Here is a 25,257-nt window from a genome sequence, read left to right as displayed (position 1 = left end):
TGTTAATAGATATCCGCCAAACCCTATTTCATTACCGATTTTCCTTCTAAAAATCAGGTAATATTTCTTTAATCAGCCCACCCAAACCCTCTAAAGTTACCTTTTTTATAACCCCATCTGCTTCGCAATAATCTCCTTCATAATTTCATCCGTGCCGCCGCCAATTCTCGGCAGCCTGCTGTCCCTCCAGGCACGTTCAATCGTATATTCCGCCATATAGCCATTGCCGCCAAAGATTTGCAGAGCGCGGTCAGCGACCCAATGCAACATTTGCGCGGCTGCCAATTTTGTCATCGAGATTTCTTTGGACGGCACCTCTCCTCTTGAGAACCGGTAAGCGGTCGCGTAGGTCAATTCCTTACAGGTCTCAATTTGCGTTTTCATTTCGGCAAGCAGGTGGGCTATGACCTGGAAATTGCTGATTGGCTGGTTGAAGGCAATTCTTGTTTTGGCATAGTTCAACGCCAGCTCATACGCATGTTCGGCACCGCCGATAGCCCCAGCAGCGCCAACCATGCGCTCTCCCTGAAGCTGCCACATGATTTGATAAAAGCCCTTGCCCTCTTCTCCCAGCAGGTTTTCATGAGGAACACGAACATTATCGAAAATCAGCTCCGCTGTATCAGAAGAACGCATTCCGACCTTGTCGAGCTTTTTCCCGACAGAGAAACCAGGACGATTCGTCTCCACTAAGAACAACGTTATTCCCTTCGGACCCGGATCATCAGATGTTCTCGTAACGAGAGTGATGAAATCCGCCCGCGTCCCATTGGTAATGAAGGTTTTCGCCCCATTAATGACCCATTCGTCGCCTTCTCTTCTGGCCCGCGTTTGAATCCCAATGACATCCGAGCCGTTGTTCGGTTCGGTAATCCCGATGGCCGCAATCTTTTCCCCTCTCAGAGCCGGTTTGAGGAAGCGTTCATGCTGGTCCTTCGTTCCAAACTTATAAATCGGCGGCGTGGCCATATCAGTTTGGACAGCTATTGCCATCGGAACACCGCCGCAGCCACATTTGTTCAATTCCTCCGCTAGGACAATTCCGGAAAAATAATCTCCCCCTTGCCCGCCAACTTCCTCCGGATAATGCAGACCCAACAGCCCCAGTTCTCCCATTCTTGTAAAGACGGAGCGTGGAAATTCCCCCTGTTCCTCCCAGTCATCCACATACGGTGCAATCTCATTTTCTACAAATTTACGAATCATTCTTCGAAGCTGGTCATGTTCTTCCGTAAAATATGGTTCATATGGCATCACCTGTTCACCTCATTTTCTTAGTTCTGCTAATAATGAATCATCCACTTCTAATTCGAGCCGCATCATATTCGCACCAAAGCACTTGCCGAGATTATCCAGCCTTAATGAGGCGGAACCGCCGCCCTCTAATGCCTCCTTGCAAACAAAGTTAAGCGCAAGAATGTTTGGCAGTTCGTAGCGGGCCACTTCTCCCTCCACAAGTCCTATAAAATGCTCTTTCACCCGCTCAGTAGTTAGTTTTTCTAAAAAAATTTGATAGATGGCCGGGTTCGGGGCAAACACACCGATATTCACCATGTTTCCTTTATCCCCGGAACGAGTTTGTGAGATGTCTCTCAGCTTGACGATGGCCATTTTTTACACCTCCTGCAGTTCAACTTTCACAAGATTTTCAACCTCACTCCGTGGAATCAGTGTCGACCACATCCCGAGTAACGACCGTGGAGAAGAGTTGCCCGTAAAACCGCTCATCGATGGAGGACCATTCAAAGCCAGCGGCGGGAAGAGCCTGCTAAAACGGGCCGCTTCCTGTTTCGTCTTTGCTTTGACCGCCATCCGTAAATACACCTCATTTAATTCCTGCTCAGGTTCAAAAGCGAGAGGTCCACTTAAGGAGTTGTATCCAAGGAAATCTGTGCGAACTTCCTCATAGTTCCACCGGTACCTCTCCAGCTGCGTGCGAATGATTTCATCCACCTTTTTTGCTTTTTGTAATGCATCTGGCCAGGCAAACCCGACAACCACTTGCGCGGCATACCCGTTCTCATAGCCCATGACGACCTTTAATGTATCTGTCCGCGGTTTACCTCTCACCCCTGTCACCGCCACCTGATTCAGCCCGCTATTTTCTAAATGAACGCCGGTTAGATCGACAATAACGTCAGGGGTAATATAGGCCGACGGATCGTGAATCTCGTAAAGCATCTGTTCTTTTACCGTATCAACTGTGACTAGGCCACCTTGTTCTTCAACCTTACTAATGGTAAAGTCACCATTTTCCGATACTTCGGCAATCGGGTAGCCCATTCGGTCAAAGCCTTCGATATCCTGCCAATTGCCGCTGAAATTCCCTCCTGTTGATTGCGCCGAACACTCGAGCAAATGCCCCATAAAAATACCGCTGGCAAGCTTATCCCACTCGTCTTCTTTCCAATCATATTCATAGATTAACGGCGCTAAAAACTGAGCGGTATCCGTCGTCCGTCCAGTAACAACGATATCTGCGCCGGACCGTAAAGCTTCGACAATCGGCTTGGCACCGATATAGGCGTTGGCAAACTCCAGCCTGTCTTTAACTGCCTCGATCCTTTCACCTGTTTCAAGATGATTAAGGGAATATCCCTTTTCTATAAACTCCGGGATTCGGTCGAGTACATTGTCTCCGGTCACGACCGCGACTTTTAAACCGCTCATCCCCAATTCTCTAGCTACTCTTAAAATTTCCTGTTGAGCGCCAAGCGGGTTGATGCCGCCGCCATTCGTTAACAGCTTAATACCCTTTTCCTTTACAAATGGAAGCAGCGCCTTCATTTGCAGAGGCAAATCCTTGGTGAAGCCTGCCTGTTCATTTTTTCGTTTATCTTTAACCAGGATGGCCATCGTCAGCTCGGCCAGGGCGTCGAAACAAAGATATTGCACATTCCCTTTTGCTGCGGTGGAGACGGCGGCTTCGATGCTGTCCCCATAAAAGCCCTGGGCAGCGCCGATTCGTACCTTTTTCATGACAAATTCCTCCTTTCAGTAGTCGGTGATTAGCTTTTTTGATGTAAATTACATTGCATCAGAGAATTTCGTGGTTCTATCGGCGGATTTTACGGTGCTATCGGCGAATTTCACCTATCAATCAGCGAATCTCAGCAATTTATCGGCGAATTCTACGATTCTATCGGCGAATCCCTTCGTTCTCTTCCCGAATCTCACCATTCGATGCGATTCCCATCGTTCTATTGGCGAATTTCACGATTCTATTGGCGATTCGGACGCTTCTATTGGCGAATCACACCGTTCTATTGGCGAATTTATCCGTTCTATTGGCGAATCCCCCATTTCTTTTAGCGACTCAAAAATCCCCCCTATTTCCCCGCCCAATTCGGCCGTCTTTTTTCCAGAAAAGCTGATGCCCCTTCTTTTAAATCCTCACTCATAAACGATACAAGCCTAAGCGTCGTCAAATAATCAAACGACTTCAGCAAATCCATCTGCTCGGTTGTAAAAAAAGCATCCAAACTCAATTTGACAGCAAGCGGACTAAAACTCGCGACCTGCCTTGCCAGTTTCATCGTTTCCGCCTCAAGCTCATCCGGATTTACAACTCGATGAACAAGGTTTAATTCCTTCGCCTGCTCCGCCGAAAAAATCTCCGCAGTCAGCATCAGTTCCATCATCTTCCGGTCGCCGACAGCCCGCCGGACCCATGGCATAATCACGAACGGCACCAGCCCCAATCGCAGTTCGGTTAAACCAAGTTTGGCTTCGGTTGAAGCGATGGCAAGGTGACACATTGCGACTAACCCAGTTCCGCCCCCCAACGCCGGCCCATTGACGCTGGCAATCAACGGAGTGGTGACTTCAGCACCCAGCTTGAATAATTCCGTACTTTCGCGCCCTTCAAAATAAAGTTCCGGGGCTGTTTTCTCGAAATTCTTTTTAAAATCATTCAGGTTACCGCCAGCCGAAAACGCCGTACCGGCACCGGTAAGGATAATCGCGCGGATCTCCGGATTCTGGTCCGCCTCCCTAATCGCCAAAGTAAGCTCTCTTGTCGAGTCCTGTGTTAGCGGGTTTCTCATTTCCGGTAAATTCAACGTAATTTTGGCAACGTTTTCAATTTCTTCGTAGCGGATCGTTTCATAGGACATGTCGTTCACCTCTTAAATAGGAGTATCAATATGCATGTTGCAAAAAACGTGCCAACCTTTTTAAGCCAAACATCCCCTATTTCCCCAGCAAAAATAAACACCTTGTGCACAAAAGTGAACAGTTGTTCAAAGATGTGTACACTGTAGCGATTGTTTTATTTAAAAGTAAGCGCTATAATTATAAATGTGTGAAAAGTATTAATTTTCAGATTGATATGGAGGTGTCTCTTTCGATTGAAAGTTAGCAGCTTTACAACCGTCAATTTTGTGCAGTTATCCCTTGAAAGCACGATTCGCGACGCCATTTCTGCGTTTTTATCCCATCGGGTGGACATCGGCTGTGTTACCACCGAAGACAGGAAATTGCTTGGAATTCTACATAAAAATGCGATTTATCGGGCGTTGCTTGAAAGCACACCTCTAGATTCTTCCATTCGGCCACTCATCAAACAAAACGTTGTCACGATTCTAAAAGACCTGACTTTGCTTGATGCAAGAGAAATTATGATCAAAGGCAATGTCAGTCAGGCTGTCGTCCTCGACCAGTATCAAAATGTATTTGGGATCATGTCAAAGCTGGATTTGGTGTACTCAAACATGACCGCCTTGGAGGATACACTGAACCGCATGAAATCACTGGTTGAAAACCTGCAGGATGCGGTGATTTCCGTTGACTCCAATCTAAAAATCACAACTTTTAATCACACCGTTTTAGACCTGCTGCAATTAAACGGCAAAACGCTGCTGAATGCTCCCATTGACCTGTTTCTCCCCGATTTCCGAAAAGGGTTAATTGAGACCATGAAAACAGGTCAAATTCAACAGGCAAAACGTTTCAGTTTTAAAGACCTCACAGTAATCGCTTCCTTTATTCCTATCAGAGAACTTAACCGAATTACCGGCGCCATGGTGGTTTTGCGAGATGTCACCTCCTATGAAATCATTGCCGCTGAATTGGAAACGACCAATCAGCTTAAGAAGATTCTCGACAGCGCCCTTGAGCTTGCCTACGATGGGGTGGCTGTCACAGACAAGCACGGGTTGATCACGATGGCCAATCAAGGGTTTCTGGATCTGTTTTCCCTTGACCAGCAAGACCAGCTTCTAAGTACCCCTATTTCAAAAATAGCACCCCAGCTTCCTTCTGAACTCAGCTTGAAAATGGATAAAAAAATTGAGGGAAAACTCATAGAGATCAACAAACGAAAATGCATTATCGCGCAAATGCCCATCTACCAGGATGGCCAAAAGCTAGGCGCCATTTTTAAAATCATTTTTCGGCAGCTCGAAGCATGGCGAGACCTTCTTTTTCACATGGAAAAATTAGAAAGTGAGATTTCTTTTTACCGCGGAGAATTATCCCGTATTTCCAAAGATACGGACCCATTTGCTCACGTCATCTCACAAAATTCACAAATGGAAAAATTCAAGCAGGATGCGGTGATTGCGGCAAAATCTTTATCCAATGTGTTAATTACCGGAGAAAGCGGGACCGGCAAAGAGCTGATCGCCGAAGGGATTCACCGGGTATCAGGCTGCAAAGGCGCCTTTATTAAGGTGAATTGCGGGGCCATCCCTGAGGAATTGCTGGAATCTGAATTCTTTGGCTATGCGGATGGCGCGTTTACCGGAGCGAAAAAAGGAGGAAAGCCCGGCAAGTTCGAACTTGCTAATAATGGAACATTGTTTCTCGATGAAATCGGCGAAATGCCTGTCTCTCTGCAAGTAAAGCTTTTACGAGTCTTGCAAGAGCAAGAATTTGAAAGAATCGGCGCCACCAAAACCACAAAGGTAAATGTTAGGATTATTTCAGCCACTAACAAGGACTTGGGGGAGCTTGTAGAGCAGGGGAAATTCAGAGAAGATCTCTATTACCGGATTCATGTCATCCATTTACACATCCCGCCATTAAGAGAACGACTCGATGACATTCCATTATTGTGCCGCCATTTTATCAATAAAATTAATTTCAAAACGAAAAAGAACATTATCGGCGTCTCGCCGGAAGTAGCAAGCAGCTTGCAGCACTACCACTGGCCAGGGAATATCCGGCAATTGGAAAATGTCTTGGAAAGGGCCTTCCATTACAGTAGTTCGGAATGGATTGAAATCGAACATCTTCCACAAGAATTGAAATTACTGCCTCAAGAGCCGGTACTTTCTCCAAAATCAAAAACTAGCGAGTCCCAGTTTCCTATTGACCGGAAGCAATCCATCAGCCGGACGGAAAAGGAAGTAATCCTGCAAGCGTTAAAAAAATGCCGAGGAAACCGCACAAAAGCCGCGGAATTGCTAGGAATCAGCCGAACGACACTATATCAGAAAATGAAAAGGTATCAGATTATTGAAGAATTGGAGATTCGGTTTACCTAGAGGCTATTCTTTTATTAATTTCGTTGAACAAAACCTATTTTGTTACACCCCTATCAGCGAATTTTTCGCTTCTATTGGCGAATTCCGACATTCTATTGGCGAATTTTAAGGTTCTATTGGCGAATTTACGGGTTCTATCAGCGAATCGCTTTCTTGCCTCCACAAAATAGAAAACAACCACACAGGCACAGCCCCATGTGGTTGTTTTTCCTCACTGCAGCTGTTTCAAATATTGCTCCTTCAGCGCAGATTTTTGGATTTTGCCCGCTGGTGTCTGCGGGAGCTGGCTGACAAACACAACCTGCCTCGGCACCTTGTAATCGGCTAAATGCTGCTGACCAAATGATTTGACTTCTTCTTCGGTCATGGTCGCCCCCTCTTTTGGGATAATGTAATAACGACCCACTTCGCCAAGGAATGAATCAGGCACGCCAATTCCGGCAGCAAAACCTATTTTCGGATGAGACATCAGGATATTTTCCACCTCGACAGGATAGACATTATAGCCGCCCTGAATGTACATTTCCTTTTTTCGCCCTTTTAAAATCACATACCCCTCATGATCCAGATAGCCCATATCTCCGGTATAAAGCCAGCCATCCTCAGAAAATGCCAGCCTTGTTTCTTCTTCCAGTTCAAAATACCCCTTCGCCCGGCAGTTTCCCTTTACCGCTACTTCTCCGACTTCGCCGCTTGCAAGCTCCTTTTGTTCCGCATCGACAATCTTCAAGCGAAAATCGCCAATTGGAACGCCGATACTTTGCTGCACTTTTTCAAGAGAGTCCGTTAACCTAGTCATGATGCAGGCACCGGATGTTTCACTTAGGCCATATAAATTGATGATTTTGGCGTTTGGAAATTTCGTTTCGATCATTTCACATTGGGTAGGGTCGACGTTGGATCCGCCGGCGATGCAGACCTTAACGGAACTAAGGTCATATTGATTAATATGTTTATGGTTTAATAGCATGAGGTACATCGTCGGTACTCCTCCAAAAATGGTAGGTCTCACCTCATGAATAACCTGCAAGATCTTTTCTGGTATAAACTCAGGTACCAGAACAATACTGCCATAACTTACTAATAAGGCATGAACCGCACAGGTAATGCCTCCGACATGGTTTAACGGCAAACTCCCCACTGTGCAATCCTCCGCCCCAAGCGACAAATGGTCTGCCTGGGCTTTGCCTGACGCCAGGATACTGCGGTTGGTGATCATTGTCCCCTTTGGCTTTCCGGTGGTGCCGGATGTATAGATGACAACGGCTGTATCTTCTTCCAAGACCGCTTGCTTTGCGGCCTCAAGCCTTCCCCGGTCAAGCGGCCTAGCCAACAACTCTTCAAAAGATAGGCTTCCTTCGAACCCATAGCCTATGAAAATATATTTTTCCACTGTCGGAACCTTATCTTGAAACTTCTCGAAAAATTGGACAAAATTAAAGCCTTGATGGCAGGAAATAGAAACAATCCCCTTTGCTTTTGAATTGTTCAGCATATACTCCAGCTCAGAATCTCGGTAACGGACATTCAGGGCCACCACGCCGACACCGATTTTGGCTGCCGCGAAATACGTATACAGCCACTCCAGTTGGTTTAACGCCAAAATGGCAATTTTGTCGCCTCTTTCAAAACCCTCCTGGAGGAGGGCAGACGCCAATACATCGGTGATATCATCCAGTTCCTTATAACTAATCCGTTGGTCTTCATAAATTAAAAATGGCTGATCCGGGAACCGATCAACGGCATTCGCCAATACTTTATGAACAATCCAGTCCTGCAAAAACATCCCCCCTTTTAAACTACTGGGTTATTAGAATATAAATTTTTAAACTGCTCCCGCAACACATTCTTTTGGATTTTTCCGGTCGTTGTCTGGGGAAGCTCGGTTACTATTAACACCTCTTTTGGGACTTGGAAGGTCCCAAGATGTTCCTTGCAATGTTTAAGGATTTCCTCTTTCGTCGCTACCTCCCCAGGTTTTAACACAACAAATGCCGTGACAGCCTCAATCCAGCGTTCATGCGGCAGACCGACGGCAACCGCATTTAATACTTTGGGATAGGACAATAACGCTTGTTCTACCTGAATAGATGCTACATTCTCCCCACCAGTCTTGATCATGTCCTTCTTCCTGTCCACAAAAACTAGCAGCCCATCCTCATCAAAATACCCTAAGTCCCCGGTATGATGCCAGCCGAACTGCCGTGACCGCTTCGTTTCTTCCGGATTATTGAGATAGCCGGCCATAACATTCGGACCGCGGTGAACGATTTCACCTACTTCATTTTTTCCTAGCAGGTTTCCATCGTCATCCATTATCGCGATGTCCGTAATCAAAGATGCTGTCCCCCAATACGGACCTGATTTTCGCAGTTGGTCCTCAGGTTTAAACACACAGGTAGCCGGATACATTTCGGTTTGTCCCGACCCTAATGCAAACTCACAGCCTAGTTCACTGATTCCTTTTTCTAGCGTATTGCGGTCCATAGGGGCCATGGCGTAGAGGCAATAGCGCAGGCTTGATAGATTATATTTTTTAAAAGAAGGATGGTAGAGAAATGCCCGGTACATCATCGGCAGGCCAAACATCCAGGTGATCTTTTCCTTCTCGACTGTTTTCATAAAGGACTCCGGTTCGAAGCCTTGGATTACCACAACGGTTGCGCCTAAGTGGAAAAAGGACGAGACAAGCGTGTGCTGAGCACAATGGAACACCGGCATCATCATCGTCGCAATATCGTCCTTCGCCATCCCCGCTTCAATAATATTGGCCAGACTGGCAATAAACACAGCTTGATGGTTAATAAGGACTCCTTTTGGTGAGCCAGTCGTTCCACTTGTAAACATGATTTGGGCCAGGTCACGGTCCCCAATCTCCACTTCCGGTTCTTCTGTATGGTTAAAATTTAAGGCATGCTCAAATTTTTCAGCCTCAGTGGCAACATTTCCAATAATGAGCAATTCCGGACACATGCTTGAAAATTCTTCTTTTTTGTCTTGTAAAAATCCCTCGTCACAGATAAGGACTTTTGCGCGGACCTCTGCAAGAATATATGACTTTTCGTTAAAGGATACCCCCGGATTAATCGGAACCCAAACCAAACCCGCCTTTGCGATTCCAAAAATGGCAACCAGAAACTGCCAGCTGTTTCCGCAAATTGTGGCAACCGAATCTCCTTTTTCTAACCCGAGGTCCAAAAGGTAGTTCGCAAAGCGGTTGCAATCTTCATTAAACTCTTGATAGGAAATCCTTTTATCCCCTGAAATGATGGCCGTTTTGGCTGGATTTTTGGCTGCCGTCCTGCGCACAATATCGCCGATGGCCACTCGATTTAAGATGGTGATTTCACTCATAAGCTTCCCCCCGTTTTCTCAAATTACTCCTCAACCCTTGAAATCGCTTCCATTTTTGCTTACATTAAAAAATCCTCATTCCGATTAAAAAAGGTTTATTTTTTTATCCGATTGCCTTCCAATCTTACATGTTCAGAATCCTCCTTAACTATGGGTTTTAATACCTACCTTAAGAAATGCAAGAATCATACCAGTTATGTCAAATGGGGGATATACTTGCTGACGCCTTATATAAAAAGTTTCTCCTTAAACAAATGTTATAAAAAAAACACAGTTGTATAGTTTTATAAACAGTTTGATTGTGATGTAAAAAAAAAGCGATGCCGCCATGGACATCGCCTGTTTTTTCACCTAAACTCCTCTTTTATTTCCCCACAAAAAAGTATGCAATTGCGGAAGAACCTTCACATTATTCATTTCGGAGTCCTGCATGACCTTGTCTATCAGTCTTTCATATTTATTAATAAGATGCAGAAGCAGCTCCTGATTATCCATTGTTGACAGATGATCATTACCAACCTGTACAAAGAAGGGAACATCCGAATAACGGAAATGAACTGCTCTGGCATATTCATAATCAAGATCATCAAATACCACAATCTTTAAGCTGAATTGTTGCGCTAAATTATTTTGTGTAAGTTTCCTAATGATTTCATCTAAAATTTCAAAATCCGTCTCCATTTTCGAGCTTGGAGGCTTGGGGGAAATGGTTAATTCATCAATCTCATAAAACCACTCCTGCCACCTGCTCCCTTGGGTTTCGAGACCAATTTTTATTTGATTATCTTTTAGGATCTTAATGAATTCATCGAGATTTTTCAATAACGCAGGATTCCCGCCTGAGATCGTGACAAAGGAGAAATTCATGTCGCCGATTCGCTTCATCTCTTCCCAAATTTCCTCTGCTTCCATCATGCGAATATCATTTTTACCGGTGCCATCCCAGGTAAAGGCGGAGTCGCACCAGCTGCAGGAATAATCACAGCCAGCAGTTCTTACAAACATCGTTTTCTGGCCGATGACCATCCCTTCCCCTTGGATGGTAGGTCCGAAAATTTCCATTACGGGTATTTTACTCAACTTCCATCCACTCCCGTCTAGCTTCCGCATAGCTTTTCGGTGTCTCAAACAACCGGACAAATTCCACTCTTGCGCCACTATACTGATTCTTCCGCTCTTCTTTCGTAAGTGCCTCAGCCATCTTTTCATAAATCCAGACCACCATGTTTTCAGCCGTGGTATTCATTGGCGGTAAGGTTTCATTTAAATAGCGATGATCCAGATGAATTTCAATTTCATTTTTCCAAATGTCTTTAATGTCCCCAAAATCCATCATCAAACCGCGGTCATCAACGTAGCCGCTGATTCCAAAAATGACTTTATACGTATGGCCATGAAGGTTTTTGCATTTACCTTCATAGCAATGTAAATGATGGGCGGCATCAAAGGTAAATTCCTTGCTAACAAGGACGCGTTTGTGATGGTATTTCAATTGACTGCGGTTGATATCTTCATCTATTTTTTGGAGTTTATCGACAATCCGAAAGCCATACATTGCGTTACAACTCCTCTCGTGTGCTTAAATATTGATCAAGGCCGCGTTTTCTTAGTTTACAAGCCGGGCATTCACCGCAGCCATCGGCAATGATCCCGTTATAGCAGGTTAATGTTTTTTCCCTGACAAAATCCAGCGCCTTCAGTTCATCGGCCAGCTGCCAGGTTTCGGCCTTGTTTAGCCACATTAACGGAGTATGAATGACAAAATCTTTGTCCATTGACAAATTCAATGTGACATTTAAAGACTTGATAAACACATCGCGGCAATCCGGATAACCGCTGAAATCCGTTTCGCAAACACCGGTGATAATGTGCTTTGCCCCAACCTGGCTTGCCAGCACCCCCGCAAAAGAGATGAATAAAAGGTTCCGTCCCGGTACAAAAGTGGAAGGCAATTCACCATTTTCTCCTTCCTTCACCTCAATGTCTTTACGGGTCAAGGCGTTTGGTGCCAGTTGGTTTAACAATGACATATCTAAAATATGATGCTCTATTCCAAGTTCATGCGCGATATTTTGGGCGCACTCGATTTCAAGCTTGTGCCTTTGATTATAGTTAAACGTAACCGCCACTACTTCTTCAAATCGTTCTAATGCCCAAAATAAACAGGTGGTGCTGTCCTGTCCGCCGCTAAAAACTACAACTGCTTTATCTTTCTTCATCATAAATTCTCCTTTAAATAGAAAAACAGGACTACTAAAGAAAGCAGTCCTGTTTTCCTTAGTTTTTTAAAGAGGGTAGCTAGAACCTCTACCGCAGGGTGCGGATTTTTTATATGACTATTCGATTATAAACCATTTCTATCATTTTTCAATCTATCTATCGAGATTTTTTCGGTTTTGTACCCTTTTCAAAAAAACAACCACTCTGACTTTACAATTTTGTTTGTACTGACTGCAACTTCCGCTCCATTGAATGTTCCTTGTCACGGCGATCATCAATTCGTAGATTGGTGCAGACTCTTTGCAAACCTTTCTGGAATGGGACCTCGTGAATTTCTTGAACAATTTCTAAGAGTAATTTTAAATCCCCTTCAATCAGTGTGCTCATCGGGGTTAGTTGATACTTTACTCTGTCTTCATATCGCTGAAGAACTTTATGTATTTCCGCCACATACTCGCTGACGCTTGTAGTGCCTGTCCCAACCGGAATAACTGTTATATCAATGATAGCCATCGCTACATCCTCCTAATTCTTTATATAAAAAGAATATCATATGAAATGGTAAGGACAAAAATTCGCAGACTTAGTTAGCAAATTATCTTGTCATTTGAATCTGTTTAATATGGGCCTGTTTAACGTTAGAATCCGATTTTTTACAAAAAATAGACAATTTTCATAGTCAAATTTTGAAATAAATATTACGCTTATCAATTGAAGTGTTTTGTATTATTCTTAAGTTAAACCAACTAGGAGAGATTTGTATGAATACCTATTTTATAGCCGGTCACGCCAAGCTGCCAACCGGTATGGCTGCCAGAAGCATTTATGAAACGCTGACGATTACGGCTGAGATTGATAAGCATTATGGCGTGATTGTTGACGCCTCATGTACGCTGGCTACGGAGCATGGAAGGGATTATATTTCAAGGCTATTGAAAGGGTATAGTTTACGTCACGGGATTGATAAGCCACTCGAAGACTTAAAAAATGGCTATTTAGGAAAAGCCAATCACGCCCTGATTGCGGCATTAAAGGATTTATACAAGCAATATGAAACTATGAATTCCGTCCAATAAAAAGAGAAAGAGCGGATCGACAAAAACCAATCCGCTCCCCCAATAAAAAGCCTAAACTGTAACTTTGTCGCTCTCAAACGGCCACGCGGGAAGCATGTTGCTCAGCGCCTTATCCTCACGATACCCCAGCACATATTCCGCCTGCATAACCGTATGAATTTCTCGCGTACCTTCGTAAATGACCGGCGCCTTGGAGTTCCGCAAAAAGCGCTCCACAGGGTATTCGCTTGAATAACCGTACGCCCCGTGGATTTGCACTGCATCATCTGCCGCCTTATTGGCAAAATCACAGGCCTGCCATTTCGCCAGCGACGTTTCACGAGTATTGCGCACGCCTTTATTTTTCAGCTCACCGGCACGATACACAAGCAGGCGGCTCATCTGCAGGCCGGCTTCCATATTAGCAATCATTTGCTGAACTAGTTGGTGCTTGCCGATTTCCTTGCCAAACGTTTTCCGCAATTGACAATACTTCACGCTTTCTTCCAAGCTCGCCATGATCAAACCCACAGCCCCCGCGGCCACTGTAAAGCGTCCATTATCCAGCGCGGACATGGCAATTTTGAAGCCTTCCCCTTCCTGGCCAAGCAAGTTTTCTTTCGGAACGCGCACCTGATCGAAGAACAATTCCCCGGTATTCCCTGAGCGGATTCCGAGTTTCCCTTTTATCGCCTTAGAAGAAAAACCAGGCATCGTCCGCTCCACGATAAAGGCGGAAATTCCGTGGTGCTTCTTGTCTTTATCCGTATAGGCAAACACGATAAAATGGTCGGCCACATCACACAACGAAATCCATGTTTTCTGTCCGTTTAAAATATAGTAGTCACCGTCCTCCACAGCCGTTGTCCCAAGCGATGCCACGTCCGACCCCGCGCCAGGCTCCGTTAATCCAAACGCTCCGATCTTTTCGCCTTTGGCCTGCGGGACGAGATATTTCCGCTTTTGTGCTTCTGTTCCCCACTGCAACAAAGTCATGCTATTTAACCCGATGTGAACCGATACGGCAGTACGGAAAGCGGTGTCACCTCTTTCCAGTTCTTCACAAACAATGGCCAGCGAGTTATAATCCATGCCGCTGCCGCCGTACTCTTCCGGAATGCAAACCCCCATCAAATCCAATTCTTTTAAACGCTGCCAAATGACCGGATCGAAATAACCGCGTTCGTCCCACTCCCGCATGTTCGGATTGATTTCCTTATCAACAAAGCTTCTTACCATTTTTCTTAACATTTCCTGCTCTTCCGTGAATTCAAAATTCATCACACATTCTCCCCCTGCTTTTTAAAAATTCAACTTCGGCACTTGGCCAATTTTTTAAATAATGTTATCCGCCTTCAAACGGCTAATCTCCTCAAATGTAAATCCCACTTCCTTCAATATTTCGTCGGTATGCTCACCGGCCATCGGCGGATGACGTTCAACCCTTGTCTCCGTTCTAGAAAGTTTTATAGGCGAGCCAACGAGCTTCACCAACCCTGCCACTGGATGGTCTACTTGAACGACCATATTCCGGGCCGAGACCTGCGGGTCGTCAAAAACTTGATCAATTGTGTTGATAGGACCGCATGGAATATTGTTAGCAGAAAATAGCTCCATCCAGTCGCTGACCTTCTTTAACTGGAGTTGGCTATTTAAGATTTTCGTAAGCTCCTGACGATTTTCCACTCTTGCCTCATTGGTATGGAACTTCTCATCCACCGCCAGTTCGCATAGCCCAATTACCTCACAGAGCAATGCAAACTGCCGGTTATTTCCGACGGCAATGATCAATTCACCGTCAGCGGCGGAAAATGTGGAGTAAGGCACGACATTCGGATGGTCATTTCCAAGCCTCCGTGGCACCTTACCTGAAATCAAATAATTGCTGGCGACATTGGCAAGCGAGCTTACCGCCGTATCCATCAGGGACATATCGATTTTTTGACCACGGCCCGATTTTTCCCGCTCAAACAAAGCGGCTTCAATAGAAATTGCCGAATATAAACCGGTTAAAATATCGACCATGGCCACGCCAATTTTAAGCGGGCCGCTTTCTTCATTGCCCGTAATGCTCATTAGGCCGCTCATACCTTGGATGATATAGTCGTATCCGGGCAAATGGCTATATGGCCCTGTCTCCCCGAATCCGGTAATGGAGCAAAAAACGAGCCGGGGGTTTATTTTTTCCAAAGAATCGTACCCAAGCCCCCATTTTTCCATCGAGCCCGTTTTAAAATTGTGGATTAGGACATCCGCTTCCTTAGCTAACTTACGGATAATTTCTCGGCCCTCGTCTGACTTCAGGTTGACGGTGATACTGCGCTTGTTACGATTGGCACATAAATAATAAGCGCTCACCCCGTTTTGAAACGGCGGGCCCCAGAACCTGGTTTCATCACTGCCGCCCGGGGCTTCTACCTTGATGACATCGGCACCAAGGTCGGCTAAAATCATCGTACAATTTGGTCCTGCCAGAACCCTTGTTAAATCTAATACTTTTACACCTGCTAGTGCTCCACTCAAATAACCCACCACCTGTTAAAAAATCAAAAAAGCCAGCCCAAACACACTTTAAAAGTGGTATGGACTGGCTTGCGATCCATGTTAGCAGCCGGCTAAGGCTGGTTCTGGAAACTTATCAGTCGAATGTTATGTTTTGAATACATCTTCATTACCTTCCGCTGACAGGCTGGATAGGATGAAGTTGTTTTTATTTTACATGAATTTTCAGAATTATTCAAGTAAAAGTTTACTTAAATATAGTTTTTGTTGATGCTATTTAAGCGAATTTCATGTTTTTGCCGTCTTCTCTTTTTACGATTTGTAAGTTCCTTTTCGTAAAAATAATGAATGATAAAGTAGGAAATCACACCAAGTACAATCCCGAAAATCGACATTCCGATTAATGTATGGATACTGCCGTGGAGAAACCCAACCAACACTGTGAAATCACCGTGCATTAGTTTTTGAAAAGAAAAAGGATTGTGGTGTCCGATTCTAACCTTTATTGGAAAAAATAATTTCCCCAGCTTACCGGCAAATGGAAGCAGGATTACTGGAAGTAATGTTAATTTTCCGATGACGTTTCCAATTATCGAAGCTGGAAGCGAGCCTTTTGCTATTCGGACAGCTGGAATAAACAATATATATATTAATGAAGCCGTTGATATGACCAACATTTCTAAACCGAAACCAATCGCGAATCCCAAGGCAACCTTTTTGGCTCCTCCTGGAGAACGAAGCAGTTTCATGAAGTTTAGTTTAAATGCACGTCCAAGACGTTGAAACATATTATACCTTCGTTGTTTTGTATTCATGCTTTTGACCCCCGGTTGAACGAATTCCGTCTAAAATTAGTATTTCCTGTCAATATGAATTCCATAGATAGTTAAAACATAAAGAGGTCTTATTAACGTTTACAATTATAGTATATTACAATTTCGTGTATAAAACTAGATAAAAATACTATGGTTTGCACGATTCGCGTTTTGTCGAAATTGCTCCGGAAGCTTGTTATTCCGGCATTTTCCAGCAACAAAAAAGCCGGCCAAATACCGCCGACTTTTCTGCCAATTTCTTGTAATTACTTTTCCAGCATTAATTTTAAAATAAGTTCATCTGTCTGTCTAGTTCCTTCATTTCCAAGCTTGCAAAAGCTTTCAATACTTTTTTCGACATCATCGTGGATAAAGCCGTCGGTTGATTGAATCTCTTGATGGTTCAAGGCTAAAAGTGCTGATTGGACGGCAACATTGGAACAGGTTGAGACTTTCATCGCACAGCCTGCCTTTGCCCCGTCACAAATCATTCCGGAAACATTGCCAATCGTATTTTGAATCGCAGCTTTCACTTGGTGCAGACCTCCATCCAGCAAATATACAATTGCACCACTCGCTCCCATCCCAGCGGCAGTGACACCGCATAAGGCAGAAAGACGGCCAAATTTAGATTTGATATGGATGGTGATCAAATGGCTAAGGGCAACGGCCCGAATCATTTTTTCTTCGGAAACCTGAAGCTTATCTGCCGCGGCAACAACCGGAAGGGTAACGGCAATGCCTTGATTGCCGCTTCCGGTATTGGCCATTACTGGCATTGTGGAACCTGCCATTCTCGCATCCGAGCCGGCTGCGGCCAGCGACATCGCAGCCGTGGCCAAATCATCGGATAAAATGCCTTTTTTGACATTTTGTATTATCGTCTTACCGACATTCAGCCCATAATTTCCAGAAAGCCCTTCTAATCCAATCATGCGATTTAATTCAATGCTTTTTCTGACAAGCGAAAGATCCTTAAGATCTGCCGTTAATACCCACTCATATATCTCATCAATGGTTAGCGCTTCCAGGTCGTCTTCCTCTGTCTGCAGTCCGATATTTTCACACCCGCCCATGTAAACAGCTTTTCCGTCCACTTCTATTAAGGTGATATTACTATGATTATCAGAAATAACGACCTTTGAGTTGTGCTGATCTGTTTCTATCATCACTTCAATATAGAGTCTTTTTGGTGAATCTGACTGGCCGGCTGTTACCTTGCCATCTTCTATTAATTTTAACGCAGCCTGTTCATCTTCTCCCGTGAGTCCGTCCAATACTTCCAAGTTTTTATTCGGGTCGCCGGCAGCGGCGCCAAGTGCGGCAGCGAATTCTAGCCCTTTCGCTGACATGCCTGGAATCCCAACTGATTTCGCGTTTTTAATGATATTTCCGCTCGCTTCAACACGAATGGCATGAATTTGTCCTTGCGCATGGCTCTTTGCAGTCGCAGCAGCCAAGGCAATCGCCACTGGTTCAGTACAACCAAGGGCCACAACTAACTCTTTTTCTAAAACGGCTAAAATTTTGTGCTTCTTCATGTTGTTCCTCCTGCTCAGATAAGATACTAGTATCTTATCATAATTGCTGAGTTGTTTTTTAGGATGTTTTATCCAAACAATTCACACCTTCAATTAAAAACAATTATCCGACAAGACCGATGATATGTACTTTCTTTCCAAGCAAAAATAGATTATACTCAATTAACCAACATTTTAATAAAGGAGAAAGATTCGATGTCTGAGAACCACCAACCGGAAACAGAAAAAAAGAAAGTTAGCCTGCAGGAATTGGCCAAACAGCAGCTTCAAAACAAAAAAAACCAAGCTGCGGCTAAAGGAAAAGAGAATGGCAGCTTGCAAACGCAAAAAATGAAAAGCCAGCAAACCAAGAAACCAAGCAATACCCGAAGAAAAATGGGCTCTTAATGAACGGGCAAAATCGGAAGGACATTTTGCCAGGGATTGCCGTTGATATTGTTTTAAAAAAGGACCAAAGAACCGGTAAGCTTACCAGGGGTATCGTCCAGGATATTCTCACCAAATCACCCAGCCATCCCCACGGCATTAAGGTCAGACTGACGGATGGGCAAATTGGACGAGTCCAAGAAATTCACACCTAAACTTTCTCGCAAAAAAGCACACAATAACCTGTGTGCTTTTTTCCTTGGCCCTAATTACTTACCAACAAACTTCCCTGTGTTGACCTTCATTGTTCGGATTAACAATGTCGTTCGAGATCAAGCAGCTGCATCTTCATCTCCAGTCCGCCTCGGTAGCCGGTCAACGAACCATTTTTTCCAACAACACGGTGACATGGTACGGTAATTAACACTGGATTAGCACCAATGGCGGCCCCCACTGCTCGAACAGCTGCTGGTTTATTTATTTGATTTGCGATGTCAGAATAGGATTTGGTCTGTCCGAACGGAATCTCACAAAGGGCATTCCAAACAGCGACTTGGAACTCAGTCCCATGAAAATCATTCGGGACTGTGAAATTCGTTCGCTTCCCTTCAAAATATTCTATTAGTTCGGCAGCATATGGCTTTAGCTTCTCCCTATCTTCCACCATCGGACTGCCAGGAAACCGTTTTTCTGCCCAAACAGCCAATTCTTCAAATGGCTTGTTCTGAGAGCCGACATAACAAATTCCCTTCTCTGTCGCAGCAATATAGAAATTCCAAGTAGAATGATTAAATAATGACCAATAGATGGGCGGTTTATTAATTTGTGGTGTCATTTTGTTTCCTCCGATTCATGTAATTAGCGGAAATAAGCGGGTGAATCTATTCGTGAAAAGATATTTTTATGATAATACATTATACTAGAAAACGGGGGTATGAAATTGACAGATATTCAAAAGGCAAATGACTGCTGGCATGAAGCTAATGGGAGCATCATCATGAAGCTGCCGGAAGACTTTAATCTAAAGGCGAATCTTGGCTATTTGGAGCGAAACAAGAATGAATGTATGTTTGAAGTCGAAAACGGTATCATTACGAGGGCGATTTCCATTAGAGAAACACAAGCTTTAGTACAAATTCATGTAAATGATCGGAATCAGATGATCATTCAGTTTTTAAAAGACACTAGACCTGGTAATCTAGCGGAATGCGCTGCAATAGTCTCGTACATACATGAATGGTTTGATCTGGGTCGTGATTTGAAGTCATTTTATGAAATGGCCAAAACAGACATACTGCTTAAAAACCCTGTTCAAGAATTCTACGGACTACGCGTAATCGGCGTTCCCGATTTATTTGAAGCGCTCTGCTGGGGAGTTTTAGGGCAGCAGATTAATCTAGCATTCGCCTATACATTAAAAAGACAATTTGTTGAAAAATTTGGCGATTCAATCGAGTGGAATGGCAAGAACTATTGGTTGTTTCCATCCCATGAGCAAATCGCCCAGCTAACACCTGCAGATCTGGCCGATATTAAAATGACCTTGAAAAAAAGTGAATATATTATTGGCATTGCCCGATTAATGGCGAGCGGAGAATTATCTAAGGAAAAATTATTGAAAATGGAAAATCTTAAAGAGGTTGAGAAAAGCCTAATCAAGATTCGCGGGATAGGTCCATGGACAGCGAATTACGTCATGATGCGCTGCTTACGATTTACCTCGGCGTACCCGATTGATGATGTCGGCTTGCATAACGCCATCAAGCATTTAACTGGTTCAGAAAAAAAGCCTACAAAGGAAGAACTAATAAAGCTATCTCAAAGGTGGGCAAATTGGCAAGCCTATGCGACGTTTTATTTATGGCGGGTCCTCTATTAATGCGCATTGTAGGCAACCTATCTTATTGGAATATAGTCAAACAAGAGCCAGGCACTCTCCAATTACACAGACGAAAAAAGCACGCAAGTTCCGTAAACCTGTGTGCTTTAAGACGCTCTATATAGTAATTTCATAAGTTTTGCCCAGCCAAATCTTTTGATCAATCATTATGTATCCGCCCCTTGGTCAAAATACTGAGGGGCAGCTTGTAAGCATATCTTTATTTACATAAATTATTTTTCTACTGGATATAATGTAAAGTTGCAATCTAAAATTTCATAACGAAGCGTGTCACCTGTCTCAAATCGCTCCGCAATCGTCGTATAAATTGGACCATTCAAGTACTCTTCAACGGCCTCCTGGCTTTCAAATATATAAATACCCCCGCCTTCTCCCGTTTCAGGGTTCCTTACGTATAATTTTTGAAGCAGTCCCTTTTCCTTTAAATCACGAAACTTAGGCAAGCTCGCTTCCGACATTTTGGCAAGCTCCTCGAGAGACTTTGCGCTTTTCATTGTCACTTTTAGTATTTTTAAACCCATTCTTATTCCTCCTCTTTTTTGGTATTACTATACGTTGAAAAATTTAAGCTAAGTATTCCTGGCGGAAATTGCATATTCATTTCACCCCCTTATACAGGTCTGAAAATTCGTAATATACAATTAACTTATTCCAAGAATACATGTAAACTAGTATAATGTAAAATATAGAATTTTAATGGTAACATTAAATTAAACTATATATGGTGTTTTTCATCGGGCTTTAACTATTTGCTGATAAGATGTTAGAGTCAGTGAAGAGGGAGACTTCTTTGGCTTTGTTAGGACTCTTACAGACTAAGTACATCCCGCTAATCTCTGTATTTATATTTATTCCATTATGCGATCGTAGCCATAGAATGCATAAGGTAGATATGCCTCAACATCAACTGGATACCTGTCCTCCGGCGAACGTTTTAAAGCAATGCTATCATATGTCATTATTGCGCCTAATGTATGGACAACCGGTAAAGAGTACCAGGGATCGTGTTTGGATTCCTTAAAAATCACCTCACCTGTACCAATTTCCGGTTTGATGCCACTTTCTATTTTGCTTTTCCATAAAGTATTAAGAATTGGCTGAGGTGCATCCTTGATGTCTTTCAAATGAGTCCAGGTTGAGGCTGGCCATAGATAATTGTAGATTATCGTAGCACCCGGATGCTTTTCTGGATCCGGAGGCGTCATTAACTCGCTAATCGCTTCCATTAGGGAAGGATCATTTGGCACACCATTTAATTCTGCTTTAACAGTAAAATACTGTATGTCGTGGCGTTCTGCGCTTCCTTCAAAAATGGACCCTTCTCGTCTCTTTTTAAGAATGCCGCATTTTTTCGGATATCCCCCAACTTCACGACCGAGTATTGTAGCCATATCCACATCCAAAGTCATAGCCGCCACGAAAAATCCTCGTAAACCCGTCTTTTCATGAACTGCCGAAACGTACAGAGCAGTCTCCTGATACGGTTCTCCGAAGTTGATTTTTGTAAAATTATTGTATCCAGCCATTACAATAGGTCGCTTATAAGGTAATAGTCCTGGAGGGAGAACCTCCTTTATTGCCTTTGGAGTAGTTTCGTAAAATACTGTTAATATTTCGGATGAAAGAAACTTTGACGAACCTCCATTAAGGGTTTCACATACTTCATCTCTTGATCGCTTAAAACTCATTTAAAGATCTCCTATATTTCATATATTTTTGTGTTAATATTTAATTTAATCATAAAAATAATCAAAATATTCTGTTATTTCGTGATACTTTTAAAGCTATTGCATAAAGTGTAGATAGAAAAAGGATTCGAAAACGACATCAATTATAAAAAGGCATTAAGAAATTATAGTCTCTAGAAAGAGTCTAAGTAATTTTCTGGAAATAGTGTCAAAGCCCCAATTTCTTTCCAGAATCTGTCTGGCACTCTATTTACTTTATAAATCTATCCTCGTAACATTTCTTTAATCCAGGAACTCATATGATTTTCTTGATCTAGGAATCTCACAGAACTTATTATATTCTCAATCTTGTCAGCTTTGAATCTTAAGAGTGCATTAACTCTGAACTTGTCTTCTATTTCAGACCAAGTCATCGGATTTTGAGCCTGCCCCTTAGGTACTTCAATCTCCTTCATATAGACTTGACCATTACTTATCACTTCAAGTTTTACCGTAAACGGTGCTAATCCTGCGTCTTGAGTTACAGTTACTTTTTCAGTTATGCTATGAATGTGCATTGAACCAATATAGTTATAGCAATCCCATGTGACATTGTTGAATAATAGGGCAGCAGCTACTTGATAGTAGACGCTAAATTGGCTGTCTATTAAGTTATCAGGTTGGGCTTTTTCTGGATGCCCCGCCAGTTGATAGGTTAAGGCAGAAACCGTGGCGTTGATCTTTTCAATATTATCCGGTGTAATTTCAAATTCTTTTTTCATTTGTAAAATTCCATCAATCGCTCCATGTGTATATAAGCAGGCAGGGTATGGTTTAATGGCTGTATTTATGGTCATCCATTGTTTCCCAAGCCCTGTGATTAACAACTCTTGATTTGGTTCATCACTGTACGCATTTAACAGGCCGAATTTTCCCTCTAATGGTCTTGACGCTCCCAAGACCCCTTCTTCTGCGAACACTAAGCAAAGATTAGCATGGTAAGCTGCAAGGCCTGGATGCAACCGTTTATTCCATGAGCTATTTTCTAAGGATTGTAATGTACCAGCAGCCATGCTTAAACCTAATCCGAAGGCATTTTGCAATACTTCCTTTTTTACTTTAGCTATTCGGCTAACAGCCGCTATCGCACCAAACAGACCGGCCACCGCAGTAGGATGAAACCCTTTATCAAAGGAAGATTTTCCAATGGCTGCTCCAACCCTTACCTGCGTTTCATAACCAGCAATAATGCCTGCGAGGAAATCTTCTCCCTTCGCATTTCTCTGTTCAGCCGCCGCTAGGGCAGCTGAAATAATCGGTGCCCCAGGATTGCCCCCAGCAATTGCACTCAAATCATCATACTCGGCTGTATGGGCTAAAGTACCATTCAACATCGCAGCGTACGAATGGGGCAGGCTGAAACTGCTTCCAATAACAGTCCCATCTCCTGACCCCGCTTCGCGCTTAATGGCACTGATAATAGGATTAGTGGAATCTACTTCGTATGCAACCATTGCGACACCGATGTAATCCAAGACACTCTGTTTAATCCTGTCAATAACATCTCCAGGTATTTCCTCTAATTTCAAGTTAACAATGAAATCTACTAGTGTTTCGGTGGGAGTTTCTAACGTTTTCATTCCTACCACTCCTTTAAACTTACATTTACTATTCAAAATGAAGTCTAGTCCCCTACATCGTAATAAGGTAAAGGAATAGACTTAAAATCTATCGATTTTTTTTATTCTTCAGGATACAGCTTAAAACTTACATCAAGGATTTCATATCGAAGGGAATCGCCGGCTTCAAATCGGCCTGAAACCGCAGAAAAAATCGGACCATTCAAGTACGCCTCAACTGCCTCCTGACTTTCAAACAAATAAACCCCTCCGCGTTCCCCTGTTTCCAGATTGCTCACATAATATTTTTGTAGGAGCCCGTGCTCCTTTAATGCGCGAAACTTCGGAAGGCTTGCTTCTGACATTTGGGCAAGTTCCTCTGCCGATTTTGGACTTTTGAATGTTACTTTTAAGATTTTTCGACTCATTTTTTCTACCTCCTCAGATTACCCTCTTAACATACTAAATAGCTCTTTTACGGTTTTTTGTTCAGGAATAAAGTTAATGACTTTATCACTATTGAGAAAATCTAATGCATATTGAACCGTGGCAGCAACACCTAATTTTAAAGTGTCTTCATCGATATCAAAGTGTGGGTTGTGATGCTCTGCACCAGTCCCTTTTTCCTCGTTTTGAATTCCTAGAAAAGCAAACACACCAGGAAAGTATTTTTGATATAAACCAAAGGATTCTGAGGCCATCCACGCAGGATAATAATAGAGCGACTGGCTGCCAATCGATTTAGTTACTGCCTCCGACGCGATGGCAGCGCAGTCTTCCTGGTTGTAAACAATGGTATTCATCGGTTTTGTGTTCGATAAATATTCATAAGTACATTCGTGTAATGCACAGGCATTTTCTAGGATTCTTTCAAATTCTTGTTTGGCTTTAAGTCCTTGTTCATAATGTAAATAGCGAAAACTTCCTCTAAATTCTAAAGAATCCGGGATAATATTTCCTGCATATCCAGCATTGATCATCCCAATGGCAAATGTGATTGGTTTAAATGGGTCTAATTTATTGATCCGCATCTGTTTTACTTTAGAGTAAACATCGTGAAAACAATCGATAGGTGAATTGACTTCATCCGGTCTAGAGGCGTGGCCGCCCCTCCCTTTTATAACGATTCTAAAAGGGAAAGCACTTGCCATCCTGGGACCAGGGTCAACTGATATTTTTCCAGCCGGGATATCTGATTTTAGGTGGATTCCCCAGACTCCATGCGAACCGATTTCAGTTATCCTTTGCAACAGAGGATAAATTCCCCCGCCAATTTCCTCGCCTTGTTCAAAGGCAAGAATCACACTTCCTGTTAATCTATCTTTATTTTCTGATAAAATTTTTGCCGCACCAAGCAGCATGGCCGTATGACCATCATGGCCACAGGTATGTGCTGCATTACTATTTTTCGAGATGACAGTTTTGCATTGCTTTAAATTTGTTTCTTCCTCTTTCATTGGCAGCGCATCCAAATCAGCGCGTAAAATGATGGATTTCCCCTCTTGCTCACCTCTAATAATGCCAATTACTCCACCATTTGGAACCAATTCATATCCTATACCCATTTTTTCCAATTCATTTATTACAACTTTAATGGTGCGCTCCTCTTCCATACTGATCTCAGGGTGAGAATGTAAATCTCTTCTTATTCCAATAACATAATCCTCAATACGTTTAGCAGATTTAAAGAAATCCATTGATCCTTTATTAGCAGATTCATAAGTTTTCAT

25 protein-coding genes and 1 riboswitch are annotated in these 25,257 nt (G+C 43.2%); of the genes, 5 read left to right on the top strand and 20 right to left on the bottom strand.

All coding sequences use genetic code 11. From position 1 onward, the window contains the following. Positions 1 to 105: 105 nt before the first annotated feature. From ACNQGS_RS19285 to ACNQGS_RS19270, 4 genes are all read right to left on the bottom strand, one after another. The gene (locus tag ACNQGS_RS19285) at positions 106 to 1,254 is read right to left on the bottom strand and encodes an acyl-CoA dehydrogenase family protein (RefSeq protein ID WP_491488764.1); all 1,149 of its coding nucleotides are present in this window, start codon (positions 1,252 to 1,254) and stop codon (positions 106 to 108) included. A 12-nt stretch (positions 1,255 to 1,266) separates the two neighbouring features. Further along, positions 1,267 to 1,611: an AtuA-related protein gene (locus tag ACNQGS_RS19280; protein ID WP_491488763.1), complete on the bottom strand. Its 345-nt coding sequence runs from the start codon at positions 1,609 to 1,611 to the stop codon at positions 1,267 to 1,269. Positions 1,612 to 1,614: 3 nt separating this feature from the next. Continuing rightward, positions 1,615 to 2,979: an acyclic terpene utilization AtuA family protein gene (locus ACNQGS_RS19275; RefSeq protein ID WP_491488762.1), complete on the bottom strand. Its 1,365-nt coding sequence runs from the start codon at positions 2,977 to 2,979 to the stop codon at positions 1,615 to 1,617. A gap of 350 nt (positions 2,980 to 3,329) precedes the next feature. After that, positions 3,330 to 4,115, bottom strand: a complete 786-nt coding sequence (locus ACNQGS_RS19270; protein ID WP_491488761.1) for an enoyl-CoA hydratase/isomerase family protein — start codon at positions 4,113 to 4,115, stop codon at positions 3,330 to 3,332. A gap of 234 nt (positions 4,116 to 4,349) precedes the next feature. Here ACNQGS_RS19270 and ACNQGS_RS19265 point away from each other — a divergent pair, with 234 nt between their 5' ends. Next, positions 4,350 to 6,488 (top strand): sigma 54-interacting transcriptional regulator, encoded by a 2,139-nt coding sequence (locus ACNQGS_RS19265; RefSeq protein WP_491488760.1) that lies wholly within the window; start codon positions 4,350 to 4,352, stop codon positions 6,486 to 6,488. 211 nt (positions 6,489 to 6,699) lie between these two features. On the opposite strand, the gene ACNQGS_RS19260 is transcribed toward ACNQGS_RS19265, so the two are convergent. From ACNQGS_RS19260 to ACNQGS_RS19235, 6 genes are all read right to left on the bottom strand, one after another. Next, positions 6,700 to 8,268, bottom strand: a complete 1,569-nt coding sequence (locus ACNQGS_RS19260; protein WP_491488759.1) for a class I adenylate-forming enzyme family protein — start codon at positions 8,266 to 8,268, stop codon at positions 6,700 to 6,702. 14 nt (positions 8,269 to 8,282) lie between these two features. After that, entirely contained in the window at positions 8,283 to 9,842 is a 1,560-nt protein-coding gene (locus ACNQGS_RS19255; protein WP_491488758.1) for an AMP-binding protein, read from the bottom strand. 351 nt (positions 9,843 to 10,193) lie between these two features. After that, complete coding sequence (gene queE / locus ACNQGS_RS19250; RefSeq protein ID WP_491488757.1) at positions 10,194 to 10,922, bottom strand: 7-carboxy-7-deazaguanine synthase QueE; 729 nt, start codon at positions 10,920 to 10,922, stop codon at positions 10,194 to 10,196. Further along, on the bottom strand, positions 10,915 to 11,397 hold the full coding sequence (gene queD, locus ACNQGS_RS19245) for a 6-carboxytetrahydropterin synthase QueD (protein WP_491488756.1): 483 nt from the start codon (positions 11,395 to 11,397) through the stop codon (positions 10,915 to 10,917). The genes queE and queD overlap by 8 nt, the downstream gene beginning before the upstream one ends. A 4-nt stretch (positions 11,398 to 11,401) precedes the next feature. After that, positions 11,402 to 12,061 (bottom strand): 7-cyano-7-deazaguanine synthase QueC, encoded by a 660-nt coding sequence (queC, locus tag ACNQGS_RS19240; protein WP_491488755.1) that lies wholly within the window; start codon positions 12,059 to 12,061, stop codon positions 11,402 to 11,404. Between the two features lie 52 nt (positions 12,062 to 12,113). Continuing rightward, positions 12,114 to 12,156: riboswitch (PreQ1 riboswitch) on the bottom strand. A gap of 116 nt (positions 12,157 to 12,272) precedes the next feature. After that, entirely contained in the window at positions 12,273 to 12,575 is a 303-nt protein-coding gene (locus ACNQGS_RS19235; RefSeq protein ID WP_213119001.1) for an MTH1187 family thiamine-binding protein, read from the bottom strand. Between the two features lie 248 nt (positions 12,576 to 12,823). On the opposite strand from ACNQGS_RS19235, the gene ACNQGS_RS19230 reads away from it, so the two are divergent. Further along, positions 12,824 to 13,138 carry a DUF3870 domain-containing protein gene (locus tag ACNQGS_RS19230; RefSeq protein ID WP_213119000.1) on the top strand — a complete coding sequence of 105 codons (315 nt, stop codon included), beginning with the start codon at positions 12,824 to 12,826 and terminating at the stop codon, positions 13,136 to 13,138. Positions 13,139 to 13,189: 51 nt separating this feature from the next. On the opposite strand, the gene ACNQGS_RS19225 is transcribed toward ACNQGS_RS19230, so the two are convergent. From ACNQGS_RS19225 to ACNQGS_RS19210, 4 genes are all read right to left on the bottom strand, one after another. Next, complete coding sequence (locus tag ACNQGS_RS19225) at positions 13,190 to 14,398, bottom strand: acyl-CoA dehydrogenase family protein (protein WP_491488784.1); 1,209 nt, start codon at positions 14,396 to 14,398, stop codon at positions 13,190 to 13,192. Positions 14,399 to 14,452: 54 nt separating this feature from the next. Further along, complete coding sequence (locus ACNQGS_RS19220; protein ID WP_491488754.1) at positions 14,453 to 15,640, bottom strand: CaiB/BaiF CoA transferase family protein; 1,188 nt, start codon at positions 15,638 to 15,640, stop codon at positions 14,453 to 14,455. Positions 15,641 to 15,870: 230 nt separating this feature from the next. Then, positions 15,871 to 16,434, bottom strand: a complete 564-nt coding sequence (locus ACNQGS_RS19215; RefSeq protein ID WP_213118997.1) for a DUF2062 domain-containing protein — start codon at positions 16,432 to 16,434, stop codon at positions 15,871 to 15,873. Positions 16,435 to 16,700: 266 nt separating this feature from the next. Further along, a complete protein-coding gene (locus ACNQGS_RS19210; protein ID WP_491488753.1) occupies positions 16,701 to 17,975 on the bottom strand; it encodes an L-cysteine desulfidase family protein in 1,275 nt (424 codons plus the stop codon). A 195-nt stretch (positions 17,976 to 18,170) separates the two neighbouring features. Here ACNQGS_RS19210 and ACNQGS_RS19205 point away from each other — a divergent pair, with 195 nt between their 5' ends. Next, positions 18,171 to 18,362, top strand: coding sequence for a hypothetical protein (locus ACNQGS_RS19205; protein ID WP_284035854.1), 192 nt, complete (start codon positions 18,171 to 18,173; stop codon positions 18,360 to 18,362). After that, positions 18,362 to 18,556, top strand: coding sequence for a YwbE family protein (locus tag ACNQGS_RS19200; RefSeq protein WP_491488752.1), 195 nt, complete (start codon positions 18,362 to 18,364; stop codon positions 18,554 to 18,556). Before ACNQGS_RS19205 ends, ACNQGS_RS19200 begins: the two co-directional genes overlap by 1 nt. A gap of 98 nt (positions 18,557 to 18,654) precedes the next feature. On the opposite strand, the gene ACNQGS_RS19195 is transcribed toward ACNQGS_RS19200, so the two are convergent. After that, complete coding sequence (locus tag ACNQGS_RS19195; RefSeq protein ID WP_491488751.1) at positions 18,655 to 19,176, bottom strand: methylated-DNA--[protein]-cysteine S-methyltransferase; 522 nt, start codon at positions 19,174 to 19,176, stop codon at positions 18,655 to 18,657. A gap of 99 nt (positions 19,177 to 19,275) precedes the next feature. Here ACNQGS_RS19195 and ACNQGS_RS19190 point away from each other — a divergent pair, with 99 nt between their 5' ends. Beyond that, on the top strand, positions 19,276 to 20,220 hold the full coding sequence (locus ACNQGS_RS19190) for a DNA-3-methyladenine glycosylase family protein (protein ID WP_491488750.1): 945 nt from the start codon (positions 19,276 to 19,278) through the stop codon (positions 20,218 to 20,220). A gap of 233 nt (positions 20,221 to 20,453) precedes the next feature. On the opposite strand, the gene ACNQGS_RS19185 is transcribed toward ACNQGS_RS19190, so the two are convergent. The 5 genes from ACNQGS_RS19185 to ACNQGS_RS19165 all read right to left on the bottom strand — a co-directional run bounded on the left by ACNQGS_RS19185 (position 20,454) and on the right by ACNQGS_RS19165 (position 25,257). After that, complete coding sequence (locus tag ACNQGS_RS19185; RefSeq protein ID WP_491488749.1) at positions 20,454 to 20,762, bottom strand: YdhR family protein; 309 nt, start codon at positions 20,760 to 20,762, stop codon at positions 20,454 to 20,456. Positions 20,763 to 21,089: 327 nt separating this feature from the next. Continuing rightward, positions 21,090 to 21,929 carry an acetoacetate decarboxylase family protein gene (locus ACNQGS_RS19180; RefSeq protein WP_491488748.1) on the bottom strand — a complete coding sequence of 280 codons (840 nt, stop codon included), beginning with the start codon at positions 21,927 to 21,929 and terminating at the stop codon, positions 21,090 to 21,092. Between the two features lie 263 nt (positions 21,930 to 22,192). Beyond that, positions 22,193 to 23,548 carry an MmgE/PrpD family protein gene (locus ACNQGS_RS19175; protein WP_491488747.1) on the bottom strand — a complete coding sequence of 452 codons (1,356 nt, stop codon included), beginning with the start codon at positions 23,546 to 23,548 and terminating at the stop codon, positions 22,193 to 22,195. Between the two features lie 101 nt (positions 23,549 to 23,649). Then, complete coding sequence (locus tag ACNQGS_RS19170) at positions 23,650 to 23,955, bottom strand: YdhR family protein (protein ID WP_491488746.1); 306 nt, start codon at positions 23,953 to 23,955, stop codon at positions 23,650 to 23,652. Between the two features lie 18 nt (positions 23,956 to 23,973). Further along, positions 23,974 to 25,257: an amidohydrolase gene (locus tag ACNQGS_RS19165; protein ID WP_491488745.1), complete on the bottom strand. Its 1,284-nt coding sequence runs from the start codon at positions 25,255 to 25,257 to the stop codon at positions 23,974 to 23,976.

Source organism: Neobacillus sp. PVCKKU3 (genome assembly GCF_058323225.1).
This window is presented reverse-complemented; position numbering and strand designations above follow the sequence as displayed.

Excerpts from the sequence above, each read along its gene's own strand:
- ACNQGS_RS19285 (WP_491488764.1), bottom strand. The coding sequence starts at position 1,254 with ATGCCATATGAACCATATTTTACGGAAGAACATGACCAGCTTCGAAGA.
- ACNQGS_RS19280 (WP_491488763.1), bottom strand. The coding sequence starts at position 1,611 with ATGGCCATCGTCAAGCTGAGAGACATCTCACAAACTCGTTCCGGGGAT.
- ACNQGS_RS19275 (WP_491488762.1), bottom strand. The coding sequence starts at position 2,979 with ATGAAAAAGGTACGAATCGGCGCTGCCCAGGGCTTTTATGGGGACAGC.
- ACNQGS_RS19270 (WP_491488761.1), bottom strand. The coding sequence starts at position 4,115 with ATGTCCTATGAAACGATCCGCTACGAAGAAATTGAAAACGTTGCCAAA.
- ACNQGS_RS19255 (WP_491488758.1), bottom strand. The coding sequence starts at position 9,842 with ATGAGTGAAATCACCATCTTAAATCGAGTGGCCATCGGCGATATTGTG.
- queD (WP_491488756.1), bottom strand. The coding sequence starts at position 11,397 with ATGTATGGCTTTCGGATTGTCGATAAACTCCAAAAAATAGATGAAGAT.
- queC (WP_491488755.1), bottom strand. The coding sequence starts at position 12,061 with ATGAAGAAAGATAAAGCAGTTGTAGTTTTTAGCGGCGGACAGGACAGC.
- ACNQGS_RS19235 (WP_213119001.1), bottom strand. The coding sequence starts at position 12,575 with ATGGCTATCATTGATATAACAGTTATTCCGGTTGGGACAGGCACTACA.
- ACNQGS_RS19230 (WP_213119000.1), top strand. The coding sequence starts at position 12,824 with ATGAATACCTATTTTATAGCCGGTCACGCCAAGCTGCCAACCGGTATG.
- ACNQGS_RS19225 (WP_491488784.1), bottom strand. The coding sequence starts at position 14,398 with ATGAATTTTGAATTCACGGAAGAGCAGGAAATGTTAAGAAAAATGGTA.
- ACNQGS_RS19215 (WP_213118997.1), bottom strand. The coding sequence starts at position 16,434 with ATGAATACAAAACAACGAAGGTATAATATGTTTCAACGTCTTGGACGT.
- ACNQGS_RS19210 (WP_491488753.1), bottom strand. The coding sequence starts at position 17,975 with ATGAAGAAGCACAAAATTTTAGCCGTTTTAGAAAAAGAGTTAGTTGTG.
- ACNQGS_RS19205 (WP_284035854.1), top strand. The coding sequence starts at position 18,171 with ATGTCTGAGAACCACCAACCGGAAACAGAAAAAAAGAAAGTTAGCCTG.
- ACNQGS_RS19200 (WP_491488752.1), top strand. The coding sequence starts at position 18,362 with ATGAACGGGCAAAATCGGAAGGACATTTTGCCAGGGATTGCCGTTGAT.
- ACNQGS_RS19195 (WP_491488751.1), bottom strand. The coding sequence starts at position 19,176 with ATGACACCACAAATTAATAAACCGCCCATCTATTGGTCATTATTTAAT.
- ACNQGS_RS19190 (WP_491488750.1), top strand. The coding sequence starts at position 19,276 with ATGAAATTGACAGATATTCAAAAGGCAAATGACTGCTGGCATGAAGCT.
- ACNQGS_RS19185 (WP_491488749.1), bottom strand. The coding sequence starts at position 20,762 with ATGGGTTTAAAAATACTAAAAGTGACAATGAAAAGCGCAAAGTCTCTC.
- ACNQGS_RS19180 (WP_491488748.1), bottom strand. The coding sequence starts at position 21,929 with ATGAGTTTTAAGCGATCAAGAGATGAAGTATGTGAAACCCTTAATGGA.
- ACNQGS_RS19175 (WP_491488747.1), bottom strand. The coding sequence starts at position 23,548 with ATGAAAACGTTAGAAACTCCCACCGAAACACTAGTAGATTTCATTGTT.
- ACNQGS_RS19170 (WP_491488746.1), bottom strand. The coding sequence starts at position 23,955 with ATGAGTCGAAAAATCTTAAAAGTAACATTCAAAAGTCCAAAATCGGCA.
- ACNQGS_RS19165 (WP_491488745.1), bottom strand. The coding sequence starts at position 25,257 with ATGAAAACTTATGAATCTGCTAATAAAGGATCAATGGATTTCTTTAAA.